Here is a 19,964-nt window from a genome sequence, read left to right as displayed (position 1 = left end):
TCCCAGTCCCTTATGTTTTCTTGACTGATTTCAAAGCGTCTTCGGTAAAAATGCGCAGGCCCAGATCGGCGCGGAAACCGTGGATCTCCGACACGTCCAGTTCCTGCATGAATTTGAGAATTTCCGGGCTAATCACCTGCCCCGGCACCAGAATAGGAAAGCCCGGCGGGTACGGGATCACGAAGGTGGCCGAGACCATTTCCTCGCCCGCCTCCAGCCGGTCCAGCATGTCATGATCGGGTTCCACGTAGTCACAATTGTCCTCGTCATAGGACAGGAAGAACGCGGTGCGGATATCGCCCGCCTCGGTGCCTTCAACACAGCGGAACGCATCATGGAAGCGGCTGAAGTCGGGCAGTGGCGGGACGTGTTCGCTCAGGTTGCGGACTCGCTTGTCAAAGGCGCGCTTTTCCATCTTGGACGCGTCGTCCATCAGATCGTCCAGCTCCTTGGCGATCTCGACCAGCACCTCGATCAGATAGGCGACCGAGCTGCGCGTGGTGCCGATATTGGTCATGAACAGCACGGTATTGCGCGAGGTCTTGTTGATCTGGATGCCGTATTTGTCCATCAGGATCTTGGTCTTGAACGTATCACCGTCCCAGCCCGTTGCGCCCACATGCAGCGTAATCCGCGTGGCATCCAGAACAAATTCATCCTTCGCCCAGCAATCCCAAACGTCCGCCCAGCCCTGATCGGGATCGAAATAGCTGGTCATACCGCTTTCGCGGTACTCCTCGGGGATCATGTCGCCTGCAGTGACCAGTTTGAAGTATTTCTTCAGCAGCGGATGCGTCGTGACCGCCCGGCGGATCGCCATGGCGCTTTCGACCTGACGCTGGACGAACTCATAACCTTCGATCTCGACCTGCCTGCGGCCAACATCCAACGAAGCGATGATCTGATAGTTGGGCGAGGTCGAGGTGTGCGTCATGTAGGCTTCGTGAAACGCTTCTTCCACAGCGCCTTTGAACTGTTGGTCGTTGACGTGGATCATCGAGCCCTGCCGCAGCGCGGTCAGCGTCTTGTGTGTGGATTGCGTGGCATAGACACGCACCCGTGCGTCCGGCGGGGCGATCAGACGGGTGTTCAGCAGGGTCTCATCATCCGCGCCCTCCAGCTCGACCTGTTGGGCTGCATAGGCTTCGGAATGGTCTGCGGAGCGGAACTGTTCACGCAGGATATTGGCCGAGCGCATCGCCGTTCGCACGCGCGTGTTGGGTGCGAAACGGGCATAACCGAACCAGGCTTCATCCCACAGGAACACAAGGTCTTTCTTGATCGCCAGACATTCCTGCATCACCCGCTGAACGTTGTAGACGATGCCATCAAAGGTGCAGTTGGTCAGCAGCACCATGCGTACCTGATCCAGCTTGCCCTCGGCTTTCAGGGCCAGCAGCTTGTGCTTGATCTCGCGGATCGGCACCGCACCGTACATCGAGTAATCGTGCAGAGGGTAGCTGTCCATATAGACTACGCTCGCCCCCGCCAGCACCATGCCGTAATGGTGCGATTTGTGGCAGTCACGGTCGACCAGAACGATATCGCCGGGGCGCACCAGCGCCTGCACCACGATCTTGTTGCAGGTCGAGGTGCCGTTGGTAGCAAAGAAGGTCTGTTTTGATCCGAACGCGCGGGCGGCGGCCTCTTGCGCTTCCTTGATGGGGCCGCGTGGCTCCAGCAGAGAATCCAGCCCGCCCGATGTGGCCGAGGTTTCGGCCATAAAGATGTTCGACCCGTAGAACGCCCCCATATCCTGAATCCAATGGCTACGGCTGATCGACTTGCCGCGGCTGATCGGCATGGCGTGGAAAACGCCGGTGGGTTGCTTGGAATATTCTTTCAGCGCGGTGAAGAACGGGGTCTTGAACCGCCGCTGCACCCCGCGCAGGATGTTCAGATGCAGTTCCAGAAAATCTTCCTGATTATAGAACACCCGTCGGCACAGGCCCAGATCAAGCCCGGCGATATCCTCGGCCGAACGGTCGGTGATTAGATAGGCATCCAGCTCAGGGCGCAGCATTCCAATCCGGCGACAGGTTTCCGGCCCGTATTCCGAAGGGGACAGCGCATCAAGATCTGCGCCTTCGCCGTACAGGCTGATATAGCGCCCCAACACGTTGGTTTCGTTCTTGGACTTCAGGCTCAGACCCGGACGAACGATCACGGCCTGCACATTCTGGTTGAACAGAACGCCAATCAGCGCATCCTCGACGCTGGGCACCACGACGGTCTCATAAATGAACGGGTCTTCGCTGCGGCGCATCCGTTGCAGGCTGGATTGCAGGAACCGTTCCTGATGTTCGTTGACATTGTCGACGATCATTACCTCGAAATAGGGTCGCCCCAGCGCACGGGCTTCGTGGCTTTGAGCCGCTTCATCCTCGAACTCGTCGCCCTCGGTCTCATCCGCGATCAGAGGGATCGAGCGACGCCGATACGCCCCCGATGTCAGCGCGCGCGAGACCCGGCGCACGGCGGTCGAGAAATCGCCGAAATTGCCATGGTCCAGCAACCTGCGCAAATAGTCAAAGGCCGACGCGCCAGGAAACGCGAAATAAACCTCGATAGGGGCCAGTGCCTGAAGCAGACGGCGCGCCCTGTCCCGATCAGAATCACCGGCGTTTTGATCCAGAGATTCGGCTGTTTCCCGCAGCGCGCTCCACCTGTCCGCCCGCAATTGCGAGGCGCTGTAATAGTCCGAGATGGTGTGGAGCTTTTCGCTGTCGGATAAGCCGTGCATGAGATCAATGTCCTTTCTGCAATTCCCGAAAAGCTGCGCTGGTATCAGTCTGTGCCTGAGCGCCCTTTGTAGAGATAAAGATTATCGGGCTTGGTCGAGGTATCTTCGTTGTATCCCAGCGCTGTTCTGGGGTCGGAAGCGGCGACACCGGCAACATCGCCCTTTTGCGGGATGCGCAGCGGCCCCAGCGTGTGCAAATAGGCATCTGCTCCGCTGGCCCGGTCATAAACCGGGAAATCCGCCTCGCGGTCGCGGAAGCTTTTGAGAACCTGCCCCAGCCCTTTCAGCCCGACCTCGCGCTGACGTCGTACCTGATCCAGGTCGATCTCGATGGGGAAGATGTCCTCTTGCCCCGCCGACTGGTGAAGCACCGTGGCCGAGGGATCAACCACCAGCGACCGCCCAACTCCACCAGCGGCCAGACCGTTCACGTCGAACACGTAACACTGGAACTGCGCCGCGGTGGCCTTTGCAATCGACAATTCGGCCTCACGGTCAGTGGTGCCGGTCAGCACCGGATGCAGCAGAACCTCGACCCCCTGGCTGGTCAGGTGGCGAGTGGTTTCGGGGAACCAGATGTCATAGCAGATCGACAGGCCGAACCGACCCACATCCGGGACGTCAAAAATGCAGAATTCCGTGCCGGACGAAATGCTCTGTTCGTAGGGTTTGAACGGGAACATCTTCGAGTATTTCGAAACGATCTCACCCTCGGGGTTGATCACCACCGAGGTGTTGAAAATCCGCCCGTCCTCGCGCTTTTCGAACATCGAGCCGGGGATCAGCCAAATTCCATAGCGACGCGCAGCGTCCTGAAAACGCGACAGATCGTCATTGGGAAAAGGCTGGGCAAACCGGTCGAGCGGACCATAGGGGGCCAACTCGCTGAACAGCGCCATCTGGGTCCAGGGAAACCGCGCCATCATAATGTCGATCCGGTGCAGCATCGCGTCTACATTCGACTGCAACGCGCCCACATGCATCTGAATTCCGGTTATCGCAAAAGGGGTCATCTTGTTTGTCTCTTCTTCTTGCCGATTGCGACCGCCGAGGTGGTCCGGCGTTCTTCATCGGAACATGAAAGCACGGATTGGTGCAAGCCCACGATCCGCAAGGGGGTGATTTAGTCGGTCTCCTCCTCGCCGGGGGATTCCACAAAGTCGATATCGTTGCGCACCCAAAAGAACCGGAACCCGCAACTACGCAGCCATTTCTCCAACCGGTCCAGACTGGACCATTCCCGCCGCAGACCGCGCGTGGATTCCACCAGCGCCCACTGACCATCGACCAGAAAATAGACCGTCCAGGTGTTGGGATGCGCCGAGTGGTTGGCAAAGCCGCCGCTAACAACCTCGCGCGCGGTGCGCACAGCGACCGGATAGTCTCCGATCCTGTTTTCAGCGGCGAGGATGGCCAAGTCGTTCTGGCGGATCGTGAAAGTTGGAAAGGGAGCGTCGTTCATGATTTGCCTGTTAAAGAACACACCCATTCCGGTGCCCCACGATCCGTCTGTAGATCAGCATATGACGGATCACGCGGCCACGGTCTGGTTTGCCGGCTCAGTGGTCTCGCCCACAGCTTCAGCATCCTGATCCTGAATGGCGCGGAACAGGGCCCTGCGGCGCTCGCTGATATCTTCAGACTTCAGATTTTCGATCCGCGTCGCCAGTGTCCAGATATGGCCAAACGGGTCGGCAACCGTGGCGCAACGTTCGCCCCAATAGGTGTCGACTGCCTCGGCCATCAGGGTTGCGCCGTTTTCCAAAGCGGCCTCCAGCGCGGCATCCGCGTCTTCGACATACATGTGGTGGCCCACCGGGGTAACGGTGCCCGCAACTGTCGGAACATGTGCGCCCCAACCCGCAGTGACGAACAGCATCGAGTTGCCGATCTTGATGGCGGCAAAGCCGGGGGCCTCATCCGCATCAAAGGCCTGAATCTTGGCGTCAAAGGCTTTTTCGTAAAAGGCCAGCGCCGCAGGCACGTCCGCAACAGCCAGCGATGCCGTACAGGTGCGATAGCCGCGCGGTAGAGTGGCAGGCTTCTTTTCCATATCTCAAATCTCCGAATTGGGCGGGGGAGCGCCCGATGAGACATGCGGGAAAATCCCGCAGTATGAATCATACTGTGGATCAACTGGTCACTCATTGCAACACTATGGTTCATAGTGCGGATACATCCGCGATGACGGTCAGAAAGTCGGCGGGGTACAGGCGCTGACGATCCGGCATTTTTCCGGTCCAACCTGACGGAACCGGTGCGGGGTGCGGCTGTCGAAATAATAGGCGTCCCCCGGCCCTAGCACCTTGCGATGATCGCCCACCGTAACTTCGACCCGACCCGAAATCACCACGCCGCCCTCTTCGGCCTCGTGGCCATACATTACACGTCCGGTATCCGCGCCCAGATCATAGGTTTCCTGCAAGATCATCATCGCGCGCCCGTGCAAGTTCGATCCCACCTGCCGCAGCGACAGCCCGCCCTTGCCGATCTCGGTCAGGTCTTCTGCGGCATAGAACACGGTCTGCTCGGCCTCGATCTCGAACGAGAAAAAGTCGGACATGCCGATCGGAATACCCTGCAAAATCCGCCGCAACGCTCCGACCGAGGGGTTCATCTTGCCCGACTCGATCAGCGAGATGGTCGAGTTCGGCACATCCGACTTTTTGGCCAACGCCCGCTGCGACAGACCCGCGCGTTCACGCAGGGCGCGCAGGCGCAATCCAAGGGTCAGATCATCCTGATTGGCGTTCTTCATGTTCACTATCCGCATCACTTGAGGGGTGCCGAGACCGTAAATCAAGGGCTTATGGTTGGCAAGAAACAGGCTTTCGCTCAAACCTGTGGCTACTACAGTCACGCGATCAGATTTACGGGCGCGCGCCCGACAACCCGAAAGGACGCAATATGCTGAATGCTCAGATTGCTGAACGCCGCAACACATCGATCGCGCAAGGCGTGGGAATGCAGACGCAGGTCTATGTGGACCGCGCTGCGAACTCCGAGGTGTGGGACGTCGAAGGCAAGCGTTACATCGATTTCGCCGCAGGCATAGCCGTTGTGAATACCGGGCATTGCCACCCCAAGGTGATGGAGGCGGTCACGACGCAGGCCGCGAACTTTACTCATACCTGCCATCAGGTTCTGCCTTACGAAAACTACATCCGTCTGGCCGAGCGTCTGAACGAAAAGGTGCCGGGTGATTTCACCAAGAAGACCGTCTTTGTGACCACCGGCGCCGAAGCGGTTGAGAACGCTGTCAAAATCGCCCGTGCCGCCACCGGCCGCCCCGCCGTTATCGCCTTTGGCGGCGGCTTCCATGGCCGCACCTTCATGGGCATGTCGCTGACCGGCAAGGTGCAGCCCTACAAGGCCGGCTTCGGCGCGATGATGCCCGACACCTATCACGTCCCTTTCCCGGTTGAGCTGCACGGCACCTCGACCGAGGATTCGCTGGGCGCGCTGACCAAACTGTTCAAGGCCGATCTGGACCCGGGCCGCGTTGCTGCCATCATCATCGAGCCGGTTCAGGGTGAAGGTGGCTTTTACCCCGCCCCGGCCGAGCTAATGCGCGGCTTGCGCGCCCTGTGCGACGAACACGGCATCGTTATGATCGCAGACGAAGTGCAGACGGGTTTTGCCCGCACCGGCAATTTGTTCGCGATGGAAGCCTATGACGTGGCCGCCGACATCACCACCATGGCCAAAGGTCTGGCGGGCGGTCTGCCGTTGGCCGCGGTCACGGGTCGCGCCGACCTGATGGATGCGGCGCAACCCGGCGGTCTGGGCGGCACCTATGGCGGCAACCCGCTGGGCATCGCCGCCGCCCATGCGGTGATGGACGTGATCGAAGAAGAGGACCTGTGCGGCCGCGCAAACGAGCTGGGCTCGCGTCTGAAACAACGTCTGGAATCGATCCGCGCCCGTACACCCGAGATCGTCGACATTCGAGGCCCCGGCTTCATGATCGCGACCGAGTTCAACACCACCGACGGTAGCGCACCAAACCCCGAGATGGCCAACGCCGTGCGGGCCGAGGCGCTTAAGCGCGGATTGATCCTGCTGACATGTGGCGTATATGGGAACGTAATCCGCTTCCTCGCACCGCTGACGGTGCAGGATGAGATCTTCGCCGAGGCGATCGATATCCTCGAAGCCTCGGTCGACGCTGCCAAAGGAGCCTGAACATGCTGGATACCAAAGTGACCAAGCTGGAGCTGAAAGATCCCAGCCTTCTGGAAACCCGCGCCTATATCAACGGCACATGGGTTGAGGGTGAAGCGACCTTTCCCGTTTACAACCCTGCAACCGGCGATCTGATCGCCAATGTGACCGATGTCAGCATCGAAGGCACCGCGCGAACCGTGGACGCGGCCTATGCGGCAAAGAAAGAATGGGCCGCGCAAACCGGCAAGGAGCGCGCCGCAATCCTGCGCAAATGGTTCGATCTGATGGTGGAAAACGCCGACGATCTAGCCACGATCCTGACCGCCGAGATGGGCAAACCCTGGGCCGAAGCGCGGGGCGAGATCCTGTACGGGGCGTCTTTCATCGAGTGGTTCTCGGAAGAGGCCAAGCGGGTCTACGGCGACGTCATCCCCGGCCATCAGCGTGACAAACGCATTGTCGTTCTGAAACAGCCTGTGGGCGTGGTCGGTTCGATCACCCCGTGGAATTTTCCCAACGCCATGATTGCCCGCAAGGTTGGTCCGGCACTGGCTGTAGGCTGTACCTTTGTGGCCCGTCCGGCAACGCTGACGCCTCTGTCTGCGCTGGCGATGGCTGTTCTGGGCGAACGTGCGGGCATCCCGGCAGGTGTGTTCAACGTCATCCCCGGCACAGACAGCTCGGGCGTGGGCAATGAGATGTGCACCAATGACAAGGTGGCCAAGATCACCTTCACCGGGTCGACCCGTGTTGGCCAGATCCTGATGCGTCAGGCGGCAGGCACGATCAAAAAGATGAGCCTCGAACTGGGTGGCAACGCGCCGTTCATCGTGTTCGACGACGCCGACGTGGACGCTGCCGTGGATGGTGCAATGATCGCCAAATTCCGCAACAACGGCCAAACCTGCGTCTGCGCCAACCGCATCTATGTGCAGGCGGGCGTCTATGACGAATTCGCCGCCAAGCTGGCCGAGAAGACCAAAGCCCTGAACGTGGGCGACGGTTTCGGTGACGGTGTCACCACCGGCCCGCTGATCAATGACGCGGCCGTCGCCAAGGTCGAGGAACATATCTCGGACGCGGTGTCCAAGGGCGCAACGGTCACGCTGGGCGGCAAACGCTCGGACCTTGGCGGCACGTTCTTTGAACCCACCGTTCTGACCGGTGTGACCCGCGACATGGTGGTCGCAAAGGATGAAACCTTCGGCCCTGTCGCGCCCCTGTTCAAGTTCGAGGACGAGGACGACGTCGTCGCCATGGCCAACGACAGCGAATTCGGTCTGGCCTCGTATTTCTACAGCCGTGATCTGGCGCGCGTCTGGCGCGTGGCCGAAGGGCTGGAATCGGGCATGGTGGGCATCAACACCGGTCTGATCTCGACCGAGGTCGCGCCCTTCGGCGGTGTCAAACAATCCGGTCTGGGCCGCGAAGGCTCGAAATACGGGACCGAGGATTTCCTCGAGATCAAATACCTCTGCATGGGCGAGATTTCCTGACCTTATCGGGCAGGATCTGACCCCGCGGCACCAAAGAAAAGACCGGGCTTCAACGCAAGCCCGGTCTTTTCTTTCCAATTCTGGCGGCTTCAGAACCCTACCGGATCACCGCCTCACTCTTTAGTGCGAAAGGCCAAAGATCTTCAGTATCCCTTGCGCACAGAGCGATCCGCCGACAGCGAATTTTGACTCTGTTCAACCAGCATTTCGATTGCATCTGCCAGATGTTCCCGGTTGATGTGATGATCCCCGCGCGCGACGCGAAGTTTATGCGCTTTTAGCAGTACATCGGCATGGCGACAGCCTTCGGGCGGTTCGAACCTATAGCTTGCGATTTCAAGCCGGAGCCCCAGCGGATCGCGGAAATAGATCGAATCCATGAAGCCCCGATCGACGGGACCCGTGTTATCAACGCCCCGCGCATCCAAACGCGCTGCCACTTGCCAGAATGTGGCTTGGCTGACGTTGAAAGCGAGATGATGCAAAGACCCGATGGCCTCTGGTACAGGGGTCGCATCCGGTTTCCGGTCTTCATTGGTAAAAATTGTGATGAGGCGCCCATCGCCGGGGTCAAAATACAGATGCCCCTCGTTAGGATTGTCGAGATTCGGCTGATCAAAAATGAACGGCATTCCCAGAACCCCTTCCCAGAAATCAATCGACGTCTGTCGGTCCGCTCCGTTGATCGTGATGTGGTGCACACCCTGCGTTTGAATTTTCTTAATCTGATTGGACTTTGACATTTTGCGACTCCGGGGTTTGTACACTCAGGCCTGACCTGTCGGGTTTGATTTCTGCGGCATCACAGGTGCGGGCCCAAGGTTCATAAGCTTTGCCAGTGCAACAATTTTGCGCCCCACATTGTTTTTCAAAAACGTTTCAGCCGGGCCCTTTCACGTGTTGGTGACAGAATACGGCATCTCCCTTTTGCACGGCTCATTTGGTCAACCGGTCTTCTGCGAAAAGCTTCGGGTCAATGATCGCGACAATGTCGCTGCCGCTGTCCTGCAATCCAAGCCTTTCACACAAATAGGCAGACGCAACATTGCCGGGCGCAATGCCCGTCTTGAACCCGGTGGCGCCAAGCTGTTCATGAGAGTGTATCAGAGCCATTGCCCCCAAGATTGTCGCAATCCCCTCGCCCATACGCTCGGGTTTGGTCGAAAGCTGACCCCATTGCGCGCGACGATGCAACGGGCTGCTGGGTGGATGACACAGAACCGAGCCCGCGGTTGCGACCGGTGTACCCGACCTGTCAACGGCGACCATGGCAAACCCGGGCCGGGACACTCCACGCATAACCGGTCCGATCGGCGGCAAAACTCCGTGGCTCAATGCAACTTCGGCAAAAGCTTCCAGCCATTCCGGCGGAGAGTCGCGATCAATCACGTGCACGGTCAAATCTTCGGGCAGCGCCCGCGTCTCGACAACGTGGTGCGCGACGTCAACGCAATTCAGGCCTCCCAGATAGCAGGCTATCGTATCTGTTTTGAAACCCTGGCTTTCAATTTTTGCCAGCGTTTTCGCAACCTCAGGGCGTGGTATGCTCTCAATCGCGGTCACGCCAAGGATCCGGGCCATTGCATAGGCATCATCCAAGGCCTCGCTATACTCATTGGAAACCTGAATACCCCGCCCATGGCTACAGAACCGAGGGTCATCCCCCAGCAGATGCAAAAGATGCTCGCCAGTGGTGGACATGTGTCGCTGGGCTTCACTACCAAACACTTCCATCGGTTTTCCTTCAGGGCACCCCATGACAGTAAACCGATGATCATTTGATCAGGGTTTGCCGTCAAGACGCTCGACCGTATTCTACCCGCCATGTCGCGGACTTGAGGTTTCCCTCAGAAAACTTGCGCTTGCTTCGTCGGATGGAAAGAACAGTTCGATCTTCAAGTCATCCAGAGTGACATCCGTCACGGTGCTGAATTGCGCAACAGTCCCAAACATCGACACCCGTTGCTCCCCAAAACGATAGATCGCCGGAACCGTTGGACCGGGAACCATATCCCTGTGGATGCTTGCATAGGGCGCAAGCGCCTTGGCCGCAGCGTCCAATTCGGGCAACCCGCCAGCATTCGCGCTTTCCGAGCGCAAACGCAGCATTGTATGATGCGCAACCTCGGGCCAGTTTTCTACCAGCTCGGCCATGACCGGGCTTGTAACAAGCGCCAACAGGCTTTGCCCGGTTTCGATCCCAAGCGGTGCAAACAGAAGCTCGGCCGCTTTGTTCAATCTGACAATCCTCCAAACCCGATCCAACACAATCCCCGGGTAGGGGTCATGCCGTTTCAGTGTCCATTCTACGGCATCGCGGATCGGGGCCATGGCGGCGTCATCAAAGGGAGTTTTGGCAAAACGGGCGGCAAAACCTTCTGCCTGCAGCATCTGGTTTCTGGCGTCGACAGGTACATCCATAACGTCCGAAAGATGAAGGATCATATCCGGGCTGGGTCGAGACCGGCCGGTTTCGAGAAAGGAAATATGTCGCGCACTGACATCGGCTTCGGTCGCCAGGTCAAGCTGGCTCATCCGCCGATGCTTCCGCCATTCTTTCAGCAAACTGGAATAAGGGGTCATGGTGCCACCTTAGTGACCCTGCAGGTAGAAATCACTTACCTCTGACGTAATTGATCTCGACCCGCCCCGACCGCATGAAGGACACCATCGAAAGGAGGGCGTCATGACCCCACAACACATCGCGATGCGACGGTCGGGCACGGCATTGGTCGCCACCGGAGTTCTATTTACATTGACCGCACTGCCTGCCTTGCACAGTCTGGCGCATATCTTTCTGACAGTGGCGTATTGGCCGATCCACTCGGTTGCAGCCGATATCACCGTCCCAGCGCCATTATTGCTTGCAATTGTTGGCGGTCTGACGGCCGGGCTAGGCGCGATGCAATGGGCGTTGGGAACCTACGTTGTGCCGATATCCCCTGCCGCTGCAGCCAAAGTGGCACAGATCACCGCATGGGTCTGGTTTTGCACCGACAGCACTGGCTCGGTCTTGGTCGGAGCGCCCTTAAACGTTGCCCTCAACATTTCCTTCCTGCTGTTGATCCTCTGGTCCAGCCGACCGCAACCAGATGAAAATCCTTGAGGATCTGACGTTTTCGATCACCCAGCGATGGGTTCAATCTCGAATTGTCGAGGCCCGCTGCAAGCAACGGGCGCGACGTCAGGGTTTTCAAAATCCATATCGACGGACACACAAATACAAATTCACCAGAGTTAAGTTGGAAATAGCCGGGTGGGATACAAAAAGTACTGGGTCAGCACAAAGGTGCCCTGCAACGTGCCTGCAAAATCTCACTCGATGAAACTGATGACGGATTTCAGCAAGCGCCGGATGATCGTTTATAAAAAGCGATAGAACTCCGGGGGGCTGAGTTGCAAAATCACGTTGAGAAATCTGTTTCCAGCTTGAAAAGGTCAGAGCCCCAAGGGGCTCTGACCCGTACCAGCGGCGTTACATGTCACTATCCGAGAACGGACGCGGATAGTTGTTGATCTGCTCGGGCGTGAAGGGCAAATTCTCGACCTCGACTGGCGCGGTATAAAGCTGCCGCGTCTCGGGCCGTTCGTTTGCGATACCCGTCAGGGCAGGCCCCGGAGTTGGATCGGGACGGTTCGGATATTGGTCCATCCACAGCTCGTGCCGAGCGCGTTGGCGATTGAACATCGACTTGATGTGGAACTGCTCGATCATCTCGCCGGTTTTCTCGCGCGGGTCGGTATAGAGATCATAGAACTCGTTCTTCGACAGGCCGGGAGTTGCGTTTTTCCAATCCCGCTTGAACCGGCCCTTGACGCCAGCCGACAGGTTGGGACCCTGATAGATCATGACATAGTCGCGGCGGCTGAAGCCGTCTCCGTTCAGCAACAGCGAGGTCTGATCGACACCGTCGATCACCCGGTCGGTTGGGATGGCATCCATCGCACCTCCAAGGCGCGCGAAGGTGGTGAAAAGGTCGCTGACATGCAAGATGTCCCCCACGATCTGATCGGGCTCAATCACACCCGGCCACTTCGCGATTGCCGGAACCCGCACACCGCCTTCGGTAAAGTCACCCTTACCGCCTGTATACAGCGTCTCGACCATGCCACGCGGCCCGTAGTGAATGAATGGACCATTGTCGGCCATCACGATCACCAGCGTATTTTCGGCGATGCCCTTGGCCTCGAGATAGTCAAACAACTCTCCCACGAATTGATCGATTGCAACCAGACCTTCTTGCGCAAGGTTCTTGTTGGCCGTGTCTTTCTGCGTCTTGCGCGGATCAGGAAAAAATGCCGCCAGGATCGGGTGGTAAGCGATGAAAAAAGGCTTTTGCTCCTCGACACTCTTGTCGATGAACGCCAGTGTCCGGCGCTGCGCTTCTGTTTCGATATCCCAATAGTTCTCGATATTGGGCGGCGGGCCCCATTCCAGCGTCTCGCCGCCTTTGGTTCCCTCAAGCGTCCAGACCTGACCCAACGGCTGCCAGGAGTTGTCGATGTCATATTTGTCTTCACCATAGAAGTCCGGATAGAGGCCGGTGATCACGTTGCCGACCTCGGCCTGCGGTATCCACATCGACGGAACCTGATTGTAGGGGGTAAACAAGGCCTCGTCATAACCCTGGTTGTGGGCGTATGAGAACTCGGTATCCCCCAGGTGCCACTTGCCGTAAAACGCGGTGTTGTACCCGGCACCCGAGAGGACCTCGGCAATGGTCACCTCCTCAGCATCCATGCCTGAATATTCAACGGGGAAGGACACTGTGTGCATCCCGCTGCGCACGGCGTAGCGGCCGGTCTGAAATGCAGCCCGCGTGGGGGTGCAAGCGGGTTCGGTATACATGCGCATGAAGTTGATCCCTTCATCCGCCATCTGGTTCATATTGGGGGTCTCGAACCCACGCACGGCCTGAATTTCGGGGATGCCAACCTCGCCCACGGCGGTGTCGTCCCACATGATGTGGATGATGTTGGGTTTGGTGCCGTGTTCAGCCGCAAGCGCATCGAGTTTTTCCTGAAGCGCGGCATCTTCGGTCGCCCACCGCTCGCCGTGCTGAGCATGAAGGATGTAATGTTCGGCGTCGTGGATGATGGGCTGAGCCGCCACATCCGACGAAAGCACAGCTGCCGCTGCGCCACAGATTGCCAGACTAAATTTCATTTCAGTTTCCCTTTCCTCTATGCTGTTTCCAACAAGTTGATCGGATCCGCGCGGCTGGCGTTCAGCCCCCAAGATTGCGTTCAAGTACGGTTTCGATTTCGCGGACCAGCCCCTGCAGGCTTTCAAGCAGAAGGTCGCGTTCGGCCTGTGTTCCCGGATGCGAGCTGGGACGGCATCGGATCAGAGCGTTCAGGTCACCGGCCAGCAGCTCGTAGTCGCGTCAGATTTCGGCGAAGACTACGTTGGATTGCCGAAGCTGCGTGATAAGCACCTGCCGGTCCGGCAGGTACAATTCGACCGTCGAAGGTATAGTTCCGATCTGTCAATATGCAGAGCCATGCATGGCAGCATGAGCGCGGTTGAAAGGACCCGATAGGGGTTATACGGTGAAATACGACGTGAAACCGTGACTTCATACCGGTTTAGAAACCTGTTTTTGTTGACTTAAGCGACTCTGAGATGAGCGGCGCATCGAATATGGAAAAGCGTGACGAGCCTTTGGCCGAAGCCCAGATCCGAGAGGCGTTGGCCAGAGTTCTCAACAGCCCGCAGTTGTCAGCCTCGGCGCGGTTGCAGGACTTTCTGACTTACGTTGTCGACGAAAGCCTGCACGGTCGGGGGCAAGCCATTGTCGGCAAAATTATCGCGCAGGATGTTTATGGGCGCGACCCCACCAAGGGCAGCGACAACGTTGTTCGGGTTGATGCGCGTAGGTTGCGACGGGCGCTCGCGGAATATTATGGCGCGGATGGTGCGGATGACCCAGTGCATATCCATATCGACAAAGGCCACTATACGCCGCGGTTCGAAGCACGGTCGCAGGCAGATCGGCCAGGACCACAACATGCGCGTGCTCAGGGAAGGCGAATGTCAGCGCTCTGGCCCATTCTGATGGTCGGCGCGATCGTCAGTTTGGCAGTTGTATTCTGGATGTCTTTTAAGGAAACGCCGCAACCCTCAGAAACAGAAAACGCAAGCAATGCTGCGCAGGAACGGCTGGCTCTGGCGGCAAAATCAATGGCAACATTGCAGGCTGCCAACATGTCGCAAAAGGCCAGCGAACTTTTGTTTCCCATAGCGGATACAGATCATCAGAATTCGGCCACGCAAATGTTCAAAGAGGCCATCCGCATCGATCCCGAATATTCAGGCGGCTATGCAGGTGCTGCGCACAGCCTGTCAACTCTGGCTATTCTGTCCCCAGAAGAAACCCGGCGGCAGGCGATGCTTCGCGAAGCGTCGCAGATGTCACAAAAGGCGGTCGATCTTGACCCGACGAATGGTTGGTCAATCTCGTCTCAAGCATGGCTGGCTTTTGCTTCGGGCGACTTGGAAACCGCAAAAGAATTAGCGGATCGGGCTTTCAAACTCAGCGACATGGATGCGCGGGTTTTGGATTTCAGCGCGGTGATCTTTTTACTGACAGGTGATTTTAAATCCGCTCAGATGATTTCTGACCCGGAACAGCCACGCAGAGCTGCGGGATTGCATCACGCACATCGAAACATTTTTGGCGTCGCGAGTTTCCATTTGGGCAACTACGAAGCCGCTATCTCGGCCTTTGATACGGCCATTGCTTCCGGAGGTCCCGTCAGTGAGTTGACACTGCTTTTCAAAGCCGCCTCCTATCAAGCTGATGGTCAGACAGATATGGCAAAAGTGCTTCTTTCAGAACTGGCACAGATTTGGCCCGATTTTCATCCTTCTGTCGCGCTGAACAGGCTATACATCAATCCCGATCACGCGAGCGCTGTGCTGTCGCAATTGAAAGCCGCGGGTTAGCAAGAAAACCCGAATGTGCCGAAACACTCGGACGCCAATTGACGGGCACGACGGCCCGTTCTGCTTTGCTTGCGACGTCTCCCTGTTAGTGAAACACGGTTTCACCAGCGTCGTCGCGGATGGTCGTTCCCTTGGTACCGGCCACGATCCCAGCCAGATCAGCCAGGGCGCCGATGGCGGCGGATTTGCCGGTCAAGCGGGCGAACTGAACCGCTGCATCCACCTTGGGACCCATCGAGCCTGCGGCGAAATCATAGGCGTCGATCGCATCAGGTGTTGCCGTCTTGATGCCACGTTGATCATCAGTGCCCCAGTCCAAATAGACGCTGTCCGCATCGGTGGCTGAAATGAACAGGTCCGCCCCCACTTCGCGAGCCAGCAGTTCCGAGGCCAGATCCTTGTCGATCACCGCTTCGATCCCCTCCAGCGTACCCGCGTCGTTATAGACGGTGGGGATTCCGCCGCCACCGGCGCAGATCACCACGGTCTGTTTCTCCAACAACCATTTGATCGGCCGGATCTGGAAAATCCGCTTGGGCAGGGGTGAGGCGACCACGCGCCGCCATTTGTCGCCATCGGCGCGGATGTCCCAACCCTTGTCAGAGGCCAGCCGTTCGGCCTCGGCCTTTTCATAAATAGGCCCGATGAACTTGGTCGGGTTGTCAAAGGCGGGGTCCTTGGCGTCGACCTCGATCATGGTCAGCAGCGTGGCCAGAGGGGTTTCCTGCGGCAGGCGGTTGCCCAGCTCCTGTTCGACCATATAGCCGATCATGCCTTCGGTCTCGGCCCCCAACACGTCCAGCGGGTAGGCTTCGTCCGGTTTGTAAGCATTGCCTTGCAGCGCCAGCAGGCCGACCTGTGGGCCATTGCCATGGGTCACGATCAGCTCGTTGCCTTCGGCGATGGTGGCCAGCGCCTCGGCGGCGATGGCGGTGTTTTCGCGCTGGTTCTCCGCGGTCAAGGCCTGACCGCGGCGCAGCAGCGCATTGCCCCCAAGGGCGACGACAATGCGCATGGCTCAGCTCCCTAATGTGGCGACCAGAACCGCCTTGATGGTGTGCATCCGGTTTTCGGCCTGTTCGAACTGGATCCCGGCGGGGCTTTCGAACACCTCTTCGGTCACTTCCATTTCGGTGATGCCGAATTTCTGATGGATGTCCTCGCCCACCTTGGTTTCCGTGTTGTGGAAAGCGGGCAGGCAATGCATGAATTTGACGTTCGGATTGTTCGCCGCCGCCATCAGATCGCTGTTGACCTGATAAGGCGTCAGCTCCTTGATCCGGCTTTCCCAGACCTCGGCTGCCTCACCCATCGAGACCCAGACATCGGTATGGATAAAGTCCACGCCGTCCACCGCCTCTTTCGGATCGTCGGTGATGGTCAGCTTGGCGCCATAGCGCGCGGCGGCCTCTTCGGCGGGACCTCGGAATTCGTCCGAGGGCCACAGCTCTTTCGGGGCGCCGATGCGCACGTCCATACCCATCATGCAGCCCGCGATCATCAGCGAATGACCCATGTTCGAGCGCCCGTCACCAACATAGGCATATTTGATGTCATGCAAGGGTTTTTCACCATATTCCTGCATGGTCAGCAGGTCGGCCAGCATCTGGGTCGGGTGGAATTCGTCCGTCAGGCCGTTATAGACGGGCACACCCGCATAGTCGGACAGCGTTTCGGCCAGATTCTGACCGAAGCCACGGTATTCGATCCCGTCGAACATCCGGCCCAGCACGCGGGCGGTGTCTTTCATGCTTTCCTTATGCCCGATCTGCGACCCCGAGGGCCCAAGATAGGTGACGCCCGCGCCCTGATCCATCGCCGCCACTTCAAAGGCACACATGGTCCGGGTCGAAGTCTTTTCAAAGATCAGGCAGATATTCTTGCCCTTCAGGTGCTGAATCTCGGATCCGGCGTATTTCGCACGTTTCAGGTCGCGTGACAGGTCCAAAAGATAGCGCAGTTCGCGCTGGTTGAAGTCGAGCAGTTTGAGGAAGCTGCGGCCCTTGAGGTTAAATGCCATCGTCTTCGTCTCCTTTTCGTCATCAGTCTCAATAATCTACGGGGTCGCGCCAGATCGGGCAGGTCATGCAATGCCCTCCACCACGTCCACGGCCCAGTTCGGACCCGGAAATGGTGATCACCTCGACACCCGCCTTACGCAGCAGCGTGTTGGTATAGGTGTTGCGGTCATAGGCCACGACCACGCCGGGCTCTAACGCGACCACGTTGTTGCCATCGTCCCATTGCTCGCGTTCCTGATTGAACGCATCACCACCGGTCTGCACGATGTTTAGCGACTTGATGCCAAGGCACTCTGCCGCGACATCAAACAGGTGTTTGTCCTCACGCCGGAACTCGATCGAGCCCTCTTTGTTGCCCGAATGCAGGCTGATACACTGGATCTCGTTACAGACATCCACAAAAGCGGTCGCGGTTTCGCGGTCGCAATGGCTAAACACCGTATCCAGATGCATGGCCGCCCGGCTGCGTGGCATCTGGCAGGCCACAACCCGTTCAGCCGCACCCTTGGCGAACAGCGCGCGTGCCACCTGACCCACCGCCTGCGGGCTGGTGCGTTCGCCCATACCGATCAACACGCTGCCATTGCCCCAGGGCATGACATCGCCGCCTTCGACCGTGGCCGCACCATGATCTTCGTCGGGATCACCCCACCAGATTTCAAAGTCGCCATCCTTGAAATCAGGGTGGAACTTGTAGATCGCCGTGACCAGAAGCGTCTCGGGACGTCGTGCGGGCCAATACATCGGGTTCACCGTCACACCGCCGTAGATCCAGCAGCTGTTGTCGCGGGTGAACTGCGTGTTGGGGATTGGGGGGATCACAAATCCCAAAGGGCCAAGGTAGCTGCCGAACATGCCCGAGGGCTTGAAGGGCATATCCTCGACAGCGATGCCGCCGATCAGGTACCTGGCCAGTTCTTTGGCCGGCATTTCATCAAGCCATCCGCGCAACTCAGTCAGCAGGCCGACGCCAACCTGATTTTCCGTGATCCGCCGTTCCAGCACCCAGTTGCGGGCATCTTTGTCCTTGAGTGTCGTCTCTAGCAAAGCGTGGAATTCCAGCACTTCGACCCCGCGCTCTTCCATTTTCATGCGGAAATCAGCGTGATCGGCACGGGCTTTGTGCACCCATAGAACGTCATCATACAAAAGCTCGGCTGCGTTGCCCGGGGTCAGGCGGGAATGGGCAAGGCCCGGTTCGCACACCATCACCTTGCGAAGTTTGCCAATCTCGGAATGGGCTCCAAATCCAGTCATGATGTCTCCTTCGGTGTTGCTTTGCCGGACTGCCAGCGCAGCCAGACATGGATGGGCAGACCTGCCAAAAGCAGCAGAACGCCCCAGAAAACCACATCCTCACCCGCGCCGTAGATCGCCCAGAGCGCGTAGGCAAAGCCCAACGTGGCAAGGATAAGGATGTTGGGTGACAGCCGGATGTGGTCGCCCCGACGCGCATGGATCATGATCTCGGCCAGGGCGCATAGCAGATAGGGGATCAGGGTCGACAGCGTGGCCAGCAGGATGATGAATTCGAACTGTTCGGCCAGCGACCGTGTGTAATTCATGGCAATGAGGGCACTGGCCAGAAGGCTGGACACGATCAACCCAAAGGCCGGTGTACCTGAGCGAGACAGGCGCGCGAAATAGGCCGGGAACAACCCGTCGCGGGCCGCGCCTAGGGGCACCTGCCCAGTCAGAAGAACAAAACCGTTCAGCGTCCCAAAGGTTGAGATACAGGCCCCGATGGCGATAAAGACAGCGCCACCGAAGCCCCACATGACCGTGGCGACATCGGCAAGCGGCGCATTGCTTCCCGCCAAAAGTGACGAGGGCACGACACCGAGCGCCACATAGGTTGTCGCGATATAGATCAAAGCCGCCACGCATGTGCCAAGGATCGTGGCGCGGGGAATGGTGCGCTTGGGATCTTTGACCTCACCTGCCGGGACGGTCGCCGATTCCAGCCCCACAAAGGCCCACAGTGTCAGCGCAGCACAAGTTGAAATCGCCGAGATGTTGGACATTCCGCTGACATTCACCAGTTTGAAATTAGCGCTGTCTACATATGCAAAGCCCAAAACGATCAGCACCAGCAGCGGAGCCAGTTTCATCACGGTGGTCACGACCTGAATGATCCCCGCTTCACGCACACCGCGCACGTTGATCCAAGTCAGCAACCACATCGACCCCAGTGCTGCGGCCAAACCGGCCAATGCGCTTTGGCCCACGGCAGGGACCATAACGCTGAGATATCCAGCAAAGGCCACGGCCACGGCGGCATTTCCCGACCAAAGGGCGATCCAATAGCCCCACGCGATGATGAACCCTGCAAAATCCCCAAAGCCTTCGCGGGCATAGGCATATGGCCCACCGGTATCAGAAGACAGGCGCGCCAGCCGTCCGAAGATCAGCGCCAGGACGATGGCTCCTCCGGCGGTCAGAACCCATCCCGCCATCGAGATCGGCCCAAACGCTGCAAGAGACGACGGCAGCAGGAAAATTCCCGACCCGATCATATTGCCCACCACCAAGGCGGTACACATCCAAAACCCAAGAGCGTGTGGGGTATCAGAAGAGGTCATCGGACA

General features: G+C 58.4%; 18 protein-coding genes. 4 read left to right on the top strand and 14 right to left on the bottom strand.

Features of this window, described 5'->3' with window-relative positions; all coding sequences use genetic code 11:
- Window positions 1-10 precede the first annotated feature (10 nt).
- The 5 genes from GOV80_RS14310 to GOV80_RS14290 all read right to left on the bottom strand — a co-directional run bounded on the left by GOV80_RS14310 (window position 11) and on the right by GOV80_RS14290 (window position 5,501).
- On the bottom strand, window positions 11-2,743 hold the full coding sequence (locus GOV80_RS14310; RefSeq protein ID WP_170785719.1) for an aminotransferase class I/II-fold pyridoxal phosphate-dependent enzyme: 2,733 nt from the start codon (window positions 2,741-2,743) through the stop codon (window positions 11-13).
- A 44-nt stretch (window positions 2,744-2,787) separates the two neighbouring features.
- Window positions 2,788-3,756 (bottom strand): carbon-nitrogen hydrolase family protein, encoded by a 969-nt coding sequence (locus GOV80_RS14305; protein WP_170773267.1) that lies wholly within the window; start codon window positions 3,754-3,756, stop codon window positions 2,788-2,790.
- Window positions 3,757-3,866: 110 nt separating this feature from the next.
- Window positions 3,867-4,205 carry a hypothetical protein gene (locus GOV80_RS14300; protein ID WP_170773265.1) on the bottom strand — a complete coding sequence of 113 codons (339 nt, stop codon included), beginning with the start codon at window positions 4,203-4,205 and terminating at the stop codon, window positions 3,867-3,869.
- Window positions 4,206-4,274: 69 nt separating this feature from the next.
- The gene (locus tag GOV80_RS14295) at window positions 4,275-4,796 is read right to left on the bottom strand and encodes a VOC family protein (RefSeq protein ID WP_170785717.1); all 522 of its coding nucleotides are present in this window, start codon (window positions 4,794-4,796) and stop codon (window positions 4,275-4,277) included.
- A 138-nt stretch (window positions 4,797-4,934) separates the two neighbouring features.
- On the bottom strand, window positions 4,935-5,501 hold the full coding sequence (locus GOV80_RS14290) for a cupin domain-containing protein (RefSeq protein ID WP_170773261.1): 567 nt from the start codon (window positions 5,499-5,501) through the stop codon (window positions 4,935-4,937).
- Window positions 5,502-5,650: 149 nt separating this feature from the next.
- Here GOV80_RS14290 and GOV80_RS14285 point away from each other — a divergent pair, with 149 nt between their 5' ends.
- Window positions 5,651-6,928 carry a 4-aminobutyrate--2-oxoglutarate transaminase gene (locus GOV80_RS14285; protein ID WP_170785715.1) on the top strand — a complete coding sequence of 426 codons (1,278 nt, stop codon included), beginning with the start codon at window positions 5,651-5,653 and terminating at the stop codon, window positions 6,926-6,928.
- 2 nt (window positions 6,929-6,930) lie between these two features.
- Window positions 6,931-8,406, top strand: a complete 1,476-nt coding sequence (locus tag GOV80_RS14280; protein WP_237215846.1) for an NAD-dependent succinate-semialdehyde dehydrogenase — start codon at window positions 6,931-6,933, stop codon at window positions 8,404-8,406.
- A gap of 143 nt (window positions 8,407-8,549) precedes the next feature.
- On the opposite strand, the gene GOV80_RS14275 is transcribed toward GOV80_RS14280, so the two are convergent.
- The 3 genes from GOV80_RS14275 to GOV80_RS14265 form a co-directional block, all read right to left on the bottom strand.
- On the bottom strand, window positions 8,550-9,131 hold the full coding sequence (locus tag GOV80_RS14275) for a VOC family protein (RefSeq protein ID WP_170773595.1): 582 nt from the start codon (window positions 9,129-9,131) through the stop codon (window positions 8,550-8,552).
- 211 nt (window positions 9,132-9,342) lie between these two features.
- Window positions 9,343-10,140: a hypothetical protein gene (locus GOV80_RS14270; protein ID WP_170785714.1), complete on the bottom strand. Its 798-nt coding sequence runs from the start codon at window positions 10,138-10,140 to the stop codon at window positions 9,343-9,345.
- A gap of 81 nt (window positions 10,141-10,221) precedes the next feature.
- Window positions 10,222-10,989, bottom strand: coding sequence for a helix-turn-helix domain-containing protein (locus GOV80_RS14265; protein ID WP_272871059.1), 768 nt, complete (start codon window positions 10,987-10,989; stop codon window positions 10,222-10,224).
- 103 nt (window positions 10,990-11,092) lie between these two features.
- Here GOV80_RS14265 and GOV80_RS14260 point away from each other — a divergent pair, with 103 nt between their 5' ends.
- Window positions 11,093-11,512 (top strand): hypothetical protein, encoded by a 420-nt coding sequence (locus tag GOV80_RS14260; protein ID WP_170773252.1) that lies wholly within the window; start codon window positions 11,093-11,095, stop codon window positions 11,510-11,512.
- A 369-nt stretch (window positions 11,513-11,881) separates the two neighbouring features.
- Here the strand turns inward: GOV80_RS14260 and GOV80_RS14255 are convergent, their stop codons facing one another.
- Window positions 11,882-13,573, bottom strand: coding sequence for a sulfatase-like hydrolase/transferase (locus tag GOV80_RS14255; protein ID WP_170785710.1), 1,692 nt, complete (start codon window positions 13,571-13,573; stop codon window positions 11,882-11,884).
- 555 nt (window positions 13,574-14,128) lie between these two features.
- Complete coding sequence (locus GOV80_RS14250; RefSeq protein ID WP_170773247.1) at window positions 14,129-14,419, bottom strand: hypothetical protein; 291 nt, start codon at window positions 14,417-14,419, stop codon at window positions 14,129-14,131.
- 21 nt (window positions 14,420-14,440) lie between these two features.
- Here GOV80_RS14250 and GOV80_RS14245 point away from each other — a divergent pair, with 21 nt between their 5' ends.
- Window positions 14,441-15,355, top strand: a complete 915-nt coding sequence (locus GOV80_RS14245) for a tetratricopeptide repeat protein (RefSeq protein WP_170785708.1) — start codon at window positions 14,441-14,443, stop codon at window positions 15,353-15,355.
- 85 nt (window positions 15,356-15,440) lie between these two features.
- Here the strand turns inward: GOV80_RS14245 and arcC are convergent, their stop codons facing one another.
- Genes arcC through GOV80_RS14225 form a run of 4 tightly spaced genes read right to left on the bottom strand, consistent with a single transcriptional unit; the run spans window position 15,441 to window position 19,958 of the window.
- Window positions 15,441-16,370: a carbamate kinase gene (arcC, locus tag GOV80_RS14240; protein ID WP_170785706.1), complete on the bottom strand. Its 930-nt coding sequence runs from the start codon at window positions 16,368-16,370 to the stop codon at window positions 15,441-15,443.
- 3 nt (window positions 16,371-16,373) lie between these two features.
- Entirely contained in the window at window positions 16,374-17,375 is a 1,002-nt protein-coding gene (gene argF, locus GOV80_RS14235; protein ID WP_170785704.1) for an ornithine carbamoyltransferase, read from the bottom strand.
- 28 nt (window positions 17,376-17,403) lie between these two features.
- Window positions 17,404-18,633 (bottom strand): arginine deiminase, encoded by a 1,230-nt coding sequence (locus GOV80_RS14230; RefSeq protein WP_170785702.1) that lies wholly within the window; start codon window positions 18,631-18,633, stop codon window positions 17,404-17,406.
- Window positions 18,630-19,958, bottom strand: coding sequence for an amino acid permease (locus GOV80_RS14225; RefSeq protein WP_170785700.1), 1,329 nt, complete (start codon window positions 19,956-19,958; stop codon window positions 18,630-18,632). The genes GOV80_RS14230 and GOV80_RS14225 overlap by 4 nt, the downstream gene beginning before the upstream one ends.
- Window positions 19,959-19,964: the final 6 nt, after the last annotated feature.

Source organism: Ruegeria lacuscaerulensis (assembly GCF_013034685.1).
Classification (GTDB): Bacteria; Pseudomonadota; Alphaproteobacteria; order Rhodobacterales; family Rhodobacteraceae; genus Ruegeria; species Ruegeria lacuscaerulensis_B.
Note: the sequence above shows the minus strand (reverse complement) of the source record. Positions and strands in the feature narration are given on the sequence as shown.